This is a genomic window from Micromonospora globispora, assembly GCF_003857015.1.
Classification (GTDB): domain Bacteria; phylum Actinomycetota; class Actinomycetes; order Mycobacteriales; family Micromonosporaceae; genus Micromonospora; species Micromonospora globispora.
In genome coordinates, this window is sequence record NZ_QGGF01000315.1 from 1 (window position 1) to 13379 (window position 13379).

12 protein-coding genes are annotated in these 13379 nt (G+C 69.5%); 4 read left to right on the forward strand and 8 right to left on the reverse strand.

Going from position 1 to position 13379, the window contains the following annotated elements:
* Positions 1–608 precede the first annotated feature (608 nt).
* Positions 609–1013 (reverse strand): coenzyme B12-dependent isobutyryl CoA mutase small subunit, encoded by a 405-nt coding sequence (gene icmB, locus DKL51_RS15500; RefSeq protein WP_109947851.1) that lies wholly within the window; start codon positions 1011–1013, stop codon positions 609–611.
* A gap of 384 nt (positions 1014–1397) precedes the next feature.
* Between icmB and DKL51_RS15505 the strand changes: the two genes are divergently transcribed.
* Both DKL51_RS15505 and DKL51_RS15510 read left to right on the forward strand, forming a co-directional pair.
* Positions 1398–2111 (forward strand): M23 family metallopeptidase, encoded by a 714-nt coding sequence (locus DKL51_RS15505; RefSeq protein ID WP_109947850.1) that lies wholly within the window; start codon positions 1398–1400, stop codon positions 2109–2111.
* A 260-nt stretch (positions 2112–2371) separates the two neighbouring features.
* A complete protein-coding gene (locus DKL51_RS15510; RefSeq protein WP_109947849.1) occupies positions 2372–3148 on the forward strand; it encodes a M23 family metallopeptidase in 777 nt (258 codons plus the stop codon).
* A gap of 64 nt (positions 3149–3212) precedes the next feature.
* Here DKL51_RS15510 and pcrA read toward each other — a convergent pair whose 3' ends face one another.
* The gene (pcrA, locus tag DKL51_RS15515) at positions 3213–5510 is read right to left on the reverse strand and encodes a DNA helicase PcrA (protein WP_124812191.1); all 2298 of its coding nucleotides are present in this window, start codon (positions 5508–5510) and stop codon (positions 3213–3215) included.
* Between the two features lie 299 nt (positions 5511–5809).
* Here pcrA and DKL51_RS15520 point away from each other — a divergent pair, with 299 nt between their 5' ends.
* On the forward strand, positions 5810–6163 hold the full coding sequence (locus DKL51_RS15520) for a chorismate mutase (RefSeq protein ID WP_109947847.1): 354 nt from the start codon (positions 5810–5812) through the stop codon (positions 6161–6163).
* 108 nt (positions 6164–6271) lie between these two features.
* Here the strand turns inward: DKL51_RS15520 and DKL51_RS15525 are convergent, their stop codons facing one another.
* From DKL51_RS15525 to DKL51_RS15545, 5 genes are all read right to left on the reverse strand, one after another.
* Positions 6272–7285: an ABC transporter ATP-binding protein gene (locus tag DKL51_RS15525; RefSeq protein WP_109947846.1), complete on the reverse strand. Its 1014-nt coding sequence runs from the start codon at positions 7283–7285 to the stop codon at positions 6272–6274.
* A complete protein-coding gene (locus DKL51_RS15530) occupies positions 7278–8306 on the reverse strand; it encodes an ABC transporter ATP-binding protein (RefSeq protein ID WP_109947845.1) in 1029 nt (342 codons plus the stop codon). The genes DKL51_RS15525 and DKL51_RS15530 overlap by 8 nt, the downstream gene beginning before the upstream one ends.
* 26 nt (positions 8307–8332) lie before the next feature.
* Positions 8333–9310, reverse strand: a complete 978-nt coding sequence (locus tag DKL51_RS15535; RefSeq protein WP_109947844.1) for an ABC transporter permease — start codon at positions 9308–9310, stop codon at positions 8333–8335.
* The gene (locus DKL51_RS15540) at positions 9303–10229 is read right to left on the reverse strand and encodes an ABC transporter permease (RefSeq protein ID WP_109947843.1); all 927 of its coding nucleotides are present in this window, start codon (positions 10227–10229) and stop codon (positions 9303–9305) included. The genes DKL51_RS15535 and DKL51_RS15540 overlap by 8 nt, the downstream gene beginning before the upstream one ends.
* Before the next feature lie 146 nt (positions 10230–10375).
* Complete coding sequence (locus DKL51_RS15545; RefSeq protein WP_109947842.1) at positions 10376–12019, reverse strand: peptide ABC transporter substrate-binding protein; 1644 nt, start codon at positions 12017–12019, stop codon at positions 10376–10378.
* A 415-nt stretch (positions 12020–12434) separates the two neighbouring features.
* Between DKL51_RS15545 and DKL51_RS15550 the strand changes: the two genes are divergently transcribed.
* A complete protein-coding gene (locus DKL51_RS15550) occupies positions 12435–13193 on the forward strand; it encodes a PIG-L deacetylase family protein (RefSeq protein WP_109947841.1) in 759 nt (252 codons plus the stop codon).
* Between the two features lie 45 nt (positions 13194–13238).
* Here DKL51_RS15550 and DKL51_RS15555 read toward each other — a convergent pair.
* On the reverse strand, positions 13239–13379 hold a 141-nt coding region (locus tag DKL51_RS15555), incomplete at its 5' end, for an LPXTG cell wall anchor domain-containing protein (RefSeq protein ID WP_124812192.1).

Genomic DNA, 13379 nt, shown 5'->3' on the forward strand with positions numbered 1-13379 from the left:
GTCCGGGGCGGCCGGGGGCCACCCGTCGGCAGGGTTCGACGGCGGGTTCGGTGGCAGGGTCACGGCGGGCTCCGGCGGGTGGTCAACCGCGTGGCGCGGTGCTGGGCAGCCACAGGGTACGGCCCGGAAGGTCCCCGGGAGGCCCCGGAACAACGACCGCGGTGGCCCGCCGGCGAGCCACCGCGGATCGGGTCACCGCCCGGCGTGATCAGCTCCAGGTCGGCCACCATGATCGTCTGCGGGGTATGGATGTTCCCCACGGCGTGTCGCGGCCGGCGCGCGCAAACGATCATGACGGCCACACCGGTGCAGCCGAACTGGACAGCCCGGTGACGCCGGGACAGCGCCCTGTCAGCCATCCGGGGGATGTTGTGGAAGATGCGTAACCCCGCCGTGGGGGCGTCGTTGAGTCTGATGTCGGAGCGCTGCTCAGCGCGACGATGAAACGGCCGATGCCCTGTCGGTCGAGGGGTGGCGGCGGGGCATCGTGCATAGAGGGGCCGGACGTGTGAGGGGTGCGTCCGGCCCCTCCCCCGTGTCCGGGGATGGGTCGGGCTCACCCCGCCACGCCTGCGCGGCGGCCGGTCAGGCCGGCCGGGCGACGGCGCTCAGCCGACCGGCTGGGTGACGTTCTGCCGGACCCACTCGACGATCGACTGGGTGGTGGCGCCCGGGGTGAAGATCTTCGCGACGCCGAGCTGCTCCAGCTCCGGGATGTCGGCGTCGGGGATGATGCCGCCGCCGAAGACGACGATGTCCCGCGCGTCCCGCTCGGCCAGCAGCTCCAGCACCCGCTTGAAGAGGGTCATGTGCGCGCCGGAGAGCACCGAGAGGCCGACCGCGTCGGCGTCCTCCTGGATCGCCGTCTCCACGATCTGCTCCGGGGTCTGGTGCAGGCCGGTGTAGATGACCTCCATGCCGGCGTCCCGCAGGGCACGCGCGACGACCTTCGCGCCCCGGTCGTGGCCGTCCAGGCCGGGCTTCGCGACGACGACCCGGATACGAGAGCTCATCAGCGCACACCTTTCACCGGCTCCGCGGCTATTCACCTGAACGAACGGTAACCCGCCCGGCCGCGGGCCGGAAACCCGGGCTGCGTCCTAGCGTCCGAGCGAGCGGCCGAAAAGCCGGACGCCTCCGCCGAACGGTCACTCTGCGCGACGAACGGGCAGTATCAGGGCTGGCCAACCGGCGGCACGAGCTATGACATCAGCGGACAGAAAAGGACAGAAAGAAACGCCAATTCGGCGCTTCCGCTTGTGACTGCTGTGGCTGTTGGCTAACGTGTCCACGGTTGTCATCAGGTCCACGGACGGGTGACGACGCGGCCAGCCGACGTTCATCAGAGCTTCACGGACGCGGACGACCGCATCGGAACCCGACAACGGAGGGTGTGCGTGCGCCAGCGCCTGTCGTCTGAGCCCGATAGATATCGCGGCCGCCGCCGCGTACCCACCCCACCGCGGAGCCGCTACGCCGCGGTCGTGACCACCGCCTTCGTGGGAGCCGGCATCGTCGCCCTCGGCGCGAACGCCCTCCCCGACGCCAAGAGCGTCAGCCCGTCGGTCCTCGACGAGCTCAAGCAGGCCTCGGTCACCAGCCAGGACGCGGCCGCCCGCGCCGACGCCGCGGACCGCGCCTCCCGCGACAGCGGGCGCGCCGGCAGCGAGGCCAGCGAGCAGGACGTCTGGCTGCTCCCCCTCCAGGGTTACGACTTCAACTCGCCCTACGGCATGCGCTGGGGCAAGCTGCACACCGGCATCGACCTGGTCGCCCCGGAGGGCACCCCCTTCGTCGCCATCCACGACGGCACGGTCACCAAGGCTGGCTGGTTCGGTGGCTACGGCTACGCCGTGATCGTCCAGCACCCGGACGGCAGCGAGGCGATCTACGGCCACTCCTCCGAGGTGAGCGTGCGGGAGGGCCAGCAGGTCAAGGCCGGCGATCAGCTCGGTCTGGTCGGCAACACCGGCCACTCGTACGGGTCGCACCTGCACCTGGAGATCCATGTCAACGGGGAGCCGCTCGACCCGGTGCCGTGGCTGCAAAAGCGCGGAGTGGACATCAAGCTGCAAGTCGAGGCAATTTACAGCGAGGTACCCGCCTCCTGACGCTATGTATCGCCCGTTTGCCGCCCGGATCTCACGATCCGGGCGGGTTTCGTTTATGGGCCGACGGTCAAAGTCAGATAGGCCACAACGCCAACTGTGAGCACGCCCACAGCCTCACATGATCACTTTTCAGTTCAGAAGGGCACGACGCGGCACAAACCCGGTCAGTAGCGATCTTCAGTCTCAGCTACCTGCCGGTACCAGTACCCCGCCCGACTCGGCCTCACACCAGTATTTCCAGGTCAAGTGCCCCTCGACTGATGAAGGTCCCCGTGCAGGAAGACAGCTCCATCCAGAACGAGAACACCCGCGACACCACTCCCGGCCGGCACCGGCTGCACAAGCGGACGAGCCGCCGCACCACATACTTCGCCCTCGGCGCGATCGCGCTGGTCGGCCTCGGCCTCGGCGGCGTCTCGGTCGCCACCGTCGACCACGGCACCCCCACCCCGGCCGCCGTCGACTTCGACGCCCAGGCCCGCGCGGAGGCAGCCGCCCGTGCCGACCGCTCGACCCGCGAGTCGGTCACCCCGTCGAGCTCGGCCAGCCCGTCGCCGAGCCCGTCCACGGTCAGCCCCAAGCCGACGCAGAAGGCGACCACCAAGCCCACCCCGAAGAAGACCAGCAAGCCGAAGCCGACCTGGGTCATCCCGATGAAGGGCGCGGAGGTCACCTCCTGCTACGGGCAGCGGTGGGGCACCCTGCACGCCGGCATCGACTTCGCGATGCCCGCGGGCACCCCGATCCACGCCGCCGCGGCCGGCACCGTGGTCAAGGCCGGTGACGCCGGCGACGGGTACGGCAACTCCGTCTTCATCGACCACGGCAACGGCTACCTCACCCACTACGCCCACCAGAGCCGCCTCGTGGTCAGCGTCGGGGACAAGGTCAGCGTCGGCGAGGTGATCGGGTACGAGGGCTCCACCGGCGACTCCACCGGCCCGCACCTGCACTTCGAGGTGCACAAGGGTCAGATGTGGAACCAGATCGACCCGGCGCCGTTCCTGCGCGCCCGGGGCATCGACGTGCCCTGCTGACGGGTCACGGCACGAGGAAGGGCCCGGTCCGGCGGTTCGCCGGCACGGGCCCTCGTCGTTGGGCTCAGAGCTTGTCGATCGGGGCGTGCCGGAGCACCAGCCACATGGTCTGGTCGCCGAAGTCGATCTGCGCCCGGGCGCCCGGCCCGTGTCCCTCCACGGCGAGCACCCGGCCCAGGCCGTAGCGCTGGTGGTTGACCCGGTCGCCGGCCGACACCTTCGGCCCCTGCGGGAGCTCGCTGGCAGTGGCCAGCCGGCTGGCGTCCACACCGAGCCGCTTCGCGAGCTGCGCCGCCTTCGGGGTGCCGCCGGAGTTGGTCCGCTGGGAGCGCACCGAGGGTTCGTACACGTCCTGGGCCGGCTGCCCCCAGGCCGAGCGGGTCACCGCCCGGGACAGGTAGAGCCGCTGCCGGGCCCGGGTGATGCCCACGTACGCCAGCCGCCGCTCCTCCTCCAGCTCCCGGGTGTCCCCGAGCGAGCGCAGGTGCGGGAAGACGCCGTCCTCCAGGCCGGTCAGGAAGACCACCGGGAACTCCAGCCCCTTGGCCGTGTGCAGCGTCATCAGGGTGACCACGCCCTGGTGGTCGGGGTCGTCGGTGGGCACCTGGTCGGCGTCGGCGACCAGCGCCACCTGCTCCAGGAAGCCGGCCACGGTGGCCCGCTCCCCCTCCTCGCCGAGCGCCTCGATCCGCTCGGTGTACTCCCGGGCGACGCTGACCAGCTCCTGGAGGTTGTCCACCCGGCCGGCGTCCTGCGGGTCCAAACTCTCCTCCAGCTCGGTCAGGTAGCCCGAGCGGGTCAGCAGGGCCTCAAGCACCTCCTCCGGGGTGCCGGTCTCGGCCAGCTCCCGGGCCCCGTCGAGCAGCGCGACGAACTCCGCGATGCCGTTGGCCGCCCGGGTGGAGATCCCCGGCGCGTCCTTGGCCCGGCGCAGTGCCGCGCCGAAGGAGATCCGGTCCCGGCTGGAGAGCGCCTCCACGCACGCCTCGGCCCGGTCGCCGATGCCGCGGCGGGGGGTGTTGAGGACCCGTCGGAGGCTGACCGTGTCGTCGTCGTTGACCACTGCCCGCAGGTACGCCAGCGCGTCGCGGACCTCCTTGCGCTCGTAGAAGCGCACCCCGCCGACCACCTTGTACGGCAGGCCGACCCGGATGAACACCTCCTCGAAGACCCGGGACTGCGCGTTGGTGCGGTAGAAGACCGCGACGTCGCCCGGTCGGGTGTCCCCCTCGTCGACCAGCCGGTCGATCTCCCGGGCCACCCAGTCGGCCTCGGCGTGCTCGGTGTCGGCGACGTACCCGACGATCCGCTCGCCGGCGCCGGCCTCGCTCCAGAGCCGCTTCGGCTTGCGGGAGGTGTTCCGGTCGATCACCGCGTTGGCGGCGTTCAGGATGGTCTGGGTGGAGCGGTAGTTCTGCTCCAGCAGGATCGTCCGGGCGTCGGTGAAGTCCCGCTCGAACTCCAGGATGTTGCGGATCGTCGCGCCCCGGAACGCGTAGATCGACTGGTCGGCGTCGCCGACCACGCAGAGCTCGGCCGGCTCTATCCCCTCGGTGCCGGAGACCAGCTCCTTGATCAGCGCGTACTGGGCGTGGTTGGTGTCCTGGTACTCGTCGACCAGGACGTGCCGGAACCGGCGCCGGTAGCTCTCCGCGACGTGCGGGTGCGACTGGAGCAGGTGCACGGTCGTCATGATGAGGTCGTCGAAGTCCAGCGCGTGCGCCTCGCGCAGCCGCCGCTGGTAGAGCGTGTACGCCTCGGCGAGCGCTCGCTCGTTGGGCCCCTTGGCCCGGGCCGCGAACTGCTCCGGGTCGACCAGCTCGTTCTTGAGGTTGGAGACCTGGGCGGCCAGCCCGCGGGCCGGGTAGCGCTTCGGATCGAGGTCCAGCTCCCGGGCGACGAGCTGCATCAGCCGCCGGGAGTCGTCCGCGTCGTAGATGGAGAAGGTGGACTTCAAGCCGGCGTGCTCGTGCTCGGCCCGCAGGATCCGGACGCAGGCGGAGTGGAACGTCGACACCCACATCAGCCGGGCCCGCGGCCCGACCAGGGCGGCGACCCGCTCCTTCATCTCCCCGGCGGCCTTGTTGGTGAAGGTGATCGCGATGATCTCGCCCGGGTGCACGTCGCGCGCAGCGAGCAGGTACGCGATCCGGTGGGTCAGCACCCGGGTCTTGCCGGAGCCGGCGCCGGCCACGATCAGCAGCGGCGAGCCGGCGTGGGTGACCGCGTCCCGCTGCGGCCCGTTCAGGCCCTCGACGAGCTGCTGGGCGTCGAGGCGCGCGGCAGGGCCCGGGCGCCGCGGCGGGGTCCGGGCAGGCTCGGGCGCGGGCGGGGACGCGGGGATGTCGAAGAGAGGATGCATCGCACGGCGAGTCTATGCCGCCGGCCGGACAGTTCCGCCCAGCCCGGGCCCTGACGAGACGAAGCCGTCACCGGTGGCGTCCCACCTGTTGGGGCGAATCCTTGCGCCGCCCGGCCGCGAGTCGGCATACTCAACGGCGTGTTCGATCAGCGCTTCTACTTTTACTACGGCACCGGGAGTCCGGCAGCCGTAGGTCGCGCCTGATCACAAGACCTGCGAAAAGCCCCGGGCTCCTGGAGCCCGGGGCTTTTTTCGTCCCGGGATCCGGGCACCGGGCCCGATGTCCGAGGGGTACGGCGATGATGACAGACGTGGTGGAGTCCAGCGGCAGCCTGGCGCGGCGCGACGACCGGTCCGGCACCGGCCCGAACGGGGCCGCGACGGCCCGGACCGGCACCGATGACTCGGCGGCGGCCGAGCGGATCGTGGCCATCCGGGAGCGGATCGACGAGATCGACCGCACCATCATCGAGCTCTGGCAGGAGCGGGCCGCCCTCTCCCAGGAGGTGGGGGCCACCCGGATGGCCTCCGGCGGCACCCGGCTGGTGCTCTCCCGGGAGCGGGAGATCCTCGAGCGGTTCCGCCGGGAGCTGGGCGCGGACGGCACCCAGCTGGCGCTGCTCCTGCTCCGCGCGGGCCGCGGACCGCTGTGAGGCCGCGGACCGCTGTGCGGCCGCGGGCGCGGTGCGGCCTGCCCCCACCCCGGATACGACGAACCGCCTGCCGGCCTCGCGTTGAGGCCGGCAGGCGGTTCGGACGGGTCACGCCCCGTGCGTGGCGACGATCTCCCGCTTCTCAGCAAAGTGGCAGGCGCTCGGGTGGTCCGAGCCCCGCCGGATCTGCAGCAGCGGAACCTCCTGGGCGCAGATCTCCTGCGCCTTCCAGCACCGGGTGCGGAACCGGCAGCCCGAGGGCGGGCTGATCGGGGAGGGGACGTCACCGGTGAGCCGGATGATCGCCTTGTTGTTCCGCAGCGTCGGGTCCGGCACCGGCACCGCCGAGAGCAGCGCCTGAGTGTACGGGTGGGTCGGCCGCTCGTAGATCTCGTCCTCGGTGCCGACCTCCACCATCTTGCCCAGGTACATCACGGCGACCCGGTCGGAGAGGTGACGCACGACCGACAGGTCGTGGGCGATGAAGACGTACGACAGGCCGAACTCCGCCTGGAGCTTCTCCAGCAGGTTCATCACCTGGGCCTGGATCGACACGTCAAGGGCCGAGACCGGCTCGTCGCAGACGATGACCTCGGGCCGCAGGGCGAGCGCCCGGGCGATGCCGATGCGCTGACGCTGACCGCCGGAGAACTGGTGCGGGTACCGGTTGATGTGCTCCGGGTTGAGGCCGACCAGGTCGAGCAGCTCCTTGACCTTGCCCCGACGGCTGCCCTTCGGGGCCACCTCGGGGTGGATCTCGAACGGCTCGCCGATCAGGTCACCGACCGTCATCCGCGGGTTCAGCGAGGTGTACGGATCCTGCATCACCAGCTGGATCTGCCGACGCAGCCGCCGCAGCGCCCCGCCGGAAAGCTTGGAGATGTCCTGCCCCTTGTAGAGCACGCTGCCGGCGGTCGGCTTCTCCAGGTTCATCAGGACCCGGGCGAGCGTCGACTTGCCGCAGCCGGACTCACCCACCACGCCCAGGGTCTCGCCGGCCTTCAGGTCGAACGAGACGCCGTCGACCGCCTTGACCTGACCGATGGTCTTCTTGAACACGATCCCCCGGGTCACGGGGTAGTGCTTGACCAGGTCACGGACCTCGATGATGTTCTCAGTCACGGTTCACGAGCTCCTCGGCGAAGTGGCAGGCGCTGGCCCGGCTGGTGCCGACCTGCAGCAGCGGAGGCACCTTCTCCCGGCACACCGGCTGCGCCATGGGGCAGCGCGGGTTGAACGGGCAGCCCGGCGGGATGTTCATCAGGTTCGGCGGGAGGCCCTTGATGGTGCGGAGCTCCTGCCCCTTCTCGTCCATCCGCGGGATCGAGTCCAGCAGGCCGAGGGTGTACGGGTGCGCCGGCTTGCGGTACAGCTCGTACACGTTGGCTTCCTCGACGATCCGGCCGGCGTACATGACCGCGATCCGGTCCGCGACGTCGGCGACCACGCCGAGGTCGTGGGTGATCAGGATCATGCCCATCCGCCGCTCCCGCTGGAGCTCGCCGAGCAGGTCCATGATCTGGGCCTGCACGGTCACGTCCAGAGCGGTGGTCGGCTCGTCCGCGATCAGCACCTCCGGGTCGAGCGCCAGCGACATCGCGATCATCGCGCGCTGCCGCATACCGCCGGAGAACTGGTGCGGGTAGTTGCTGAACCGGCCCTTGGCGTTCGGGATCTTGACCTGGTCGAGCATCTCGATCGCGCGCTTCTTGGCGTCCGCACGGCTCATGCCGCGGCGGACGCGGAACTGCTCGGCGATCTGGAACCCGACGGTGAAGACCGGGTTCAGCGCGGAGAGCGAGTCCTGGAAGATCATCGCGATGCCCTCGCCGCGGATGCGGCGGCGCTCCTCGGCGGACATCCTGAGCATGTCCTTGCCGTGGAAGCGGACCTGGCCACCGGTGACGAAGCCCGGCGGGGTGTCCAGGATGCCCATGATGGTCTGCGCGGTGACGCTCTTACCGGAGCCGGATTCGCCGAGCACGGCGAGGGTCTCCCCCGCGTCGACGTGGTACGTGACCCCGTTGATGACCTTGGCGACGCCGTCCCGGGTGCGGAACTCCACGCGCAGGTCTTCGACCTCGAGCAGCCGACCGGAGGGGCGACCGGAGCCACCAAAGCCCGGTGCGGACTGCTCGGACACGAGAATGTCGGACAACTCAGTCTCCCCTATCGGAGCTTCGGGTCGAGGGCCTCGCGGACCGCCTCGCCGAGCATCACGAAGCTGAGCACGGCGGTGACGAGGAACGCGGCGGGGAAGAAGAGCAGGAACGGCGAGACCCGGATGTAGTTCTGCGCCTCGCTGATCATGATGCCCCAGGAGACGACGGGGGTCTTCAGCCCGATGCCCAGGAAGGACAGCGTGGCCTCGGCGCCGATGAACGAGCCGACCATGATCGTCCCGTAGACCAGCAGCGGAGCCAGGCAGTTCGGCAGCAGGTGCTTGAGGATGATCCGGCCGCTGCCGGCACCCAGCGCCCGGGCCGCGACGATGTAGTCGGCCTCCTTGGTCGCCAGCACCGACGACCGCATCAGCCGCATCACGACCGGCCAGCTCAGCACGACCAGGGACATGATCACCAGGCCCATGATCTGCCACTCGTTGTTGTCCGTGCCCGCGCCGTTGAAGGTGGTCAGGATGACGATCGCGCCCAGCACGAACGGCAGGCCGAAGAAGATGTCGGCGATCCGGGAGAGCAGGCCGTCGACCCAGCCGCCCTTGTACCCGGCGATGATGCCCATGGCGCCCCCGATCAGCAGGGTGCCGATCACGGACAGCAGCGCCACCACGATCGACGCGCGAGCGCCGTAGATCGTCCGGGCGTAGACATCGCGGCCCTGCACGTCGTAGCCGAACCAGGCGTCCGCCGACGGCTCTACCCGGCTGCGCGACAGCGCACCGTTGACCGGGTCACCGGAGGTGAACAGGGACGGGAACGCGGCCATCAGCACGAAGACCAGGATGAACGTCGCGGAGATCCAGAACAGCGGCTTGCGGCGCAGGTCCCGCCACGCGTCACCCAGGAGGCCGCGCGGCTTCTCCTTGCGGGCGTTCTCCGGCAGGCCGGCGTTGGTCGGGGCGCCGAACTCGGTCGGCTGCTCCGGACGGGGGGTGCTGACAAGGGAAGCGGCACTCGGGTCACTCATAGCGAATCCTCGGGTCCAGGGCGGCGTAGAGCAGGTCCACCAGCAGGTTCATCAGGAGATAGACGAGCACCAGGACCACCACGATGGAGACAACGGTAGCGCTCTCCTTGGTGACGATGGCCCGGAGAACCTGACGGCCGATGCCGTTGATGCCGAAGATGCCCTCGGTGATGATGGCGCCGCCCATCAGGGCGCCGAGGTCGGTGCCGAGCAGGGTGACGACCGGGATCAGCGAGTTGCGCAGCAGGTGCACGCCCACCACGCGGCGCATGGGCAGGCCCTTGGCGATGGCGGTCCGGACGTAGTCGGCGCGGCGGTTCTCCGCGATGCTCGTCCGCGCCACCCGGGCGATGTACGCCATCGAGGCGCTGCCGAGCACGAAGCCCGGAAGGATCAGTTCGGAGATCCGCATCTCGTTGGAGACCGTCGGGTTGACGATGTGCCACTTGACGCCGAAGAGCCACTGGAGCACGAAGCCGATGACGAAGACCGGCAGCGCGATCAGGAAGAGGGTGGAGACGAGGACCAGGTTGTCCATGAAGCCGTTGCGCCGGAGACCGGTCAGCACGCCGGCGCCGAGACCGATGACGGCCTCGATGGTCAGGGCGACCACCGCCAGCTTCAGGGTGTTGGGGTACGACGTCGCGATGATGTCGTTGATCGGACGACCACTGAACGTGATGCCGAAATCACCCTGGAAAAGGTTCTTCATGTAGCTGGCGTACTGCACCCAGATCGACTGGTCGAGCTGATACTTCTCGGTCATCAGGGCGCGGAAGTTGTCGGGGCAACCGCGGTCTCCGCACTTGCCGGCGAACGGGTCGCCGGGCACCTTCCAGACGAGAGCGTAGATCATGAACGTCGTCCCGATGAACACCGGGATGAGTTGCAGCAGCCGTCTCAAGAGATAACGGCCCATGGGGTGGTCCTCCAGACAGGGGGCGCGTCGGACGGCCGACACGGATGGCGACAACGTGCGAGGGGTTCGTTGTACACCCCCTCGCGGAACTGCCCCGGGTCGGGCTCACCGGTAGGCGAGCCCGACCCGGGGTCAGACCGTTCGGATCAGAGCTCGACGGAGGTGATGTCGATCTCGCCGACGTTGGACAGCTCCATCTTCTTGATCTTCTCCGAGTGGCCGGACTGCTGGCCACCGAAGTAGATCGGCATCGACGGGACGTCCTGGTCGATCAGCTTGACGGCCTGAGCGAACAGCTTGTGCGACTCGTCGATGCTGGCGGCACCGGAGGCCTGCTTCGCGAGGGCGTCGACCTGCGGGTTGCTGTACAGACCGTCGTTCGAGGAGCCACCGGTCACGTAGAGCGGGTTGATCCAGTTCTCCACGTCCGGGTAGTCCTGCTGCCAACCGGCCCGGTAGGCACCGGTCATCTTGTGGGCGTTGATGTTCTGGCGGAAGACCGCGAAGGTCGGCACGCCCACGGCCTGAGCGTCGATACCCAGGTTGGTCTTGATCTGCTGGGCGACGGCCTCCATCCACTCCTTGTGGCTGGCGTCCGCGTTGTACGACAGGGTCAGCTTGCCCGTGAAGCCACCGGCCTCCTGGAGCAGCTTCTTGGCCTCGGTCGGGTCGAACTTGCAGGCGGTGCAGTTGCCCGGCTCGGCGCCCGGGGTCAGCGGGTTGGCCCAGCTGTCGGCCGGCTTCCGGTTACCGAAGAAGATCTTGTCGGTGATCTCCTGCCGGTTGATGGAGAGCGAGATCGCCCGACGCAGCTTCGGGTTCTGGAAGCGCTTGTCGTAGATCGGGAAGGCGATGATGCCGGTCACCGGGGTGGTGGAAGCGATCGCCCGGTCGCCCAGGTCGCTCTTCCACTTGTCGCCGGCCGTGGCCGACACCGGAATCTGCTGCTGGAAGTCCAGGTTACCCGCGAGCAGGTCGTTGTACGCCGCGGTGTCGTCCTGGTAGATCTTGACGGTGACGTCCTTGATCTTCATCTTGTCGCGCAGGTTGTAGTCGTCGAAGCGGGTCAGCTTGATGTCGACGTCGTCCTGCCACGACACGAACTTGACCGGGCCGTTACCGATCGGCTTCTTGCCGAAGGCCGCCGGGTCGCTGAAGAACGAGTCCGGCAGCGGCATGAAGGCGCTGTAGCCGAGCTTGGTCGGGAAGACCGCGGTCGGAGCGGCGAGGGTGACCTCGAAGGTGGTGTCGTCGACGACCTTGAGGCCGGACATCTCCTTGGCCTTCGGCTCCGGAGCCTTCTGCGGGCCGTCGGGACCGTCCGGGTCCTCGGTGTAGACGTCGTTGAAGCCCTGGATGTCGGCGAAGAAGCTGGCGTTCTGCGCGCCGCTCGGGCCGTACGCCGCCCAGTTCCAGGCCTTGACGAAGTTCTCGGCCTTGACGGTGGTGCCGTCGTGGAACTTGGTGTTCGGCTTGATCTTGATCTTGAAGACCTTGGAGTCGGTCGTGTCGATCGACTCGGCGAGCGCGTTCTGCGGCGCGCCACCGTTGTTCGGGTACTCGACCAGACCGGTGAACAGCCAGTCGATGATCTTGCCACCACCGGTCTCGGTGGTGTTCGCCGGAACCAGCGGGTTCTCCGGCTGGGTGCCGTCGATGACGATCGCGCCGTCCTTGCTCGCGCCGGCGTCGCCGCCGTCGCCGCTGTCCCCGCTCGAGCAGCCGGACGCGATGAGCGCGAATGCCGCGCCAACCGCGAGGGCGCCGCTCGCCCGCTTCGAGACTCTCATTCGGAGGGGCCTCCTCTTTCTAACCTGGTTCCGTCGTGGGTTTCACGCACATCTGGGGGGTGACACCGCCGCCGACCCCGAACCGCAGGTCGGCGGTTTACCGCAGAGGAAATCGGGACACCCCAGGGGTACCGATTCGCCGGGCTCCCACCTGCCGGAGGCGACACCGCGCAGGGTCGAGGGCCACGCTCGGCTGCGAAAATACGGCCGGACGTGGTCGGCGATCCCGACGGGGTGCCCCGCTCCGGGGCGGGGTGCTGCAACTGTGACACTCACCGGCCCTTTCCGTGAAGGTGCCGTTATCAAGCCGTTAGTTGGCCGCCACGTTGCCGATACTTGAGAAAAGATCACGAAACGGTCGTGTCGTACCGTTCTGAACTGGGAAGACGAGCGCACACACGCTGACACCGGGCACATGACGCCCGTACTCTCGGTGACTGTGAGCTTCCCCGCTTCTGCTCCGGTGCTTCCGGACGTCCGGCGCACCCTGGCCGTTTTTGCCCATCCGGACGATGTCGACTTCGGCTGTGCGGGCACCGTCGCCGGCTGGGTGGAGGAGGGTATCGAGGTCGCGTACCTGATCGTCACCCGGGGCGGCTCCGGCGGCTTCGACGACACCCCGCGGGAGGAGATGCCCCGGCTGCGGGAGGCGGAGCAGCGGGCCGCCGCCGCGGCGGTGGGGGTGCACCGGGTCGACTTCCTCGACGGCTACCCGGACGGGATTCTCACCCCGACCCCGGCCCTGCGCCGGGACATCACCGCGGCGATCCGGCGCTTCCGGCCGGACCGGGTGCTGACCAGCTCGCCGCTGCGCCGCTGGGAGCACCTCACCGGCCCGAGCCACCCCGACCACCTGGCGGCCGGTGAGGCAGCCACCTGCGCGGTCTACCCGGACGCCCGCAACAGCTTCGCCCACCCGGAACTGCTCGACGAAGGGCTGGAGCCGTGGGTGGTCCGGGAGATCTGGTACGCCGGCGGCCCGTCGCCCGACCACGCGGTCGACATCACCGACCAGTACGCGCGCAAGATCGCCGCGATGCGGGCGCACCGCTCTCAGACGGGGCACATGGACGTGGAGACGTGGGTGCACGACCGGCTCACCACCATCGCGGACAACGCCGGCCTGCCCCCCGGCCGGCTGGCCGAGGCGTTCACCGTCCTGCGCACCGAGTGACCGGAGCGGATCACCCTCGCCTCCGTCGGCCGGACGCGCGTCGGCTCAGGCGGTGAATCGGATCCGGCGCCGGCGCACGATCAGCACGGTGACCGCGCCGGCCGCCAGCAGCAGCGCGCCCACGGTCGCCGCGGCGGCGATCGGCGAACCGGTCAGCGGCAGGCCGCCGCCGTTGCTGGCCGGTGA

Bases quoted from the DNA above. Each gene is read 5' to 3' on its own strand.
- DKL51_RS15545 (WP_109947842.1), bottom strand. From the start codon at position 12,019: ATGAGAGTCTCGAAGCGGGCGAGCGGCGCCCTCGCGGTTGGCGCGGCA.
- DKL51_RS15535 (WP_109947844.1), bottom strand. From the start codon at position 9,310: ATGAGTGACCCGAGTGCCGCTTCCCTTGTCAGCACCCCCCGTCCGGAG.
- DKL51_RS15550 (WP_109947841.1), top strand. From the start codon at position 12,435: ATGACGCCCGTACTCTCGGTGACTGTGAGCTTCCCCGCTTCTGCTCCG.
- DKL51_RS15510 (WP_109947849.1), top strand. From the start codon at position 2,372: ATGAAGGTCCCCGTGCAGGAAGACAGCTCCATCCAGAACGAGAACACC.
- pcrA (WP_124812191.1), bottom strand. From the start codon at position 5,510: ATGCATCCTCTCTTCGACATCCCCGCGTCCCCGCCCGCGCCCGAGCCT.
- DKL51_RS15520 (WP_109947847.1), top strand. From the start codon at position 5,810: ATGATGACAGACGTGGTGGAGTCCAGCGGCAGCCTGGCGCGGCGCGAC.
- icmB (WP_109947851.1), bottom strand. From the start codon at position 1,013: ATGAGCTCTCGTATCCGGGTCGTCGTCGCGAAGCCCGGCCTGGACGGC.
- DKL51_RS15540 (WP_109947843.1), bottom strand. From the start codon at position 10,229: ATGGGCCGTTATCTCTTGAGACGGCTGCTGCAACTCATCCCGGTGTTC.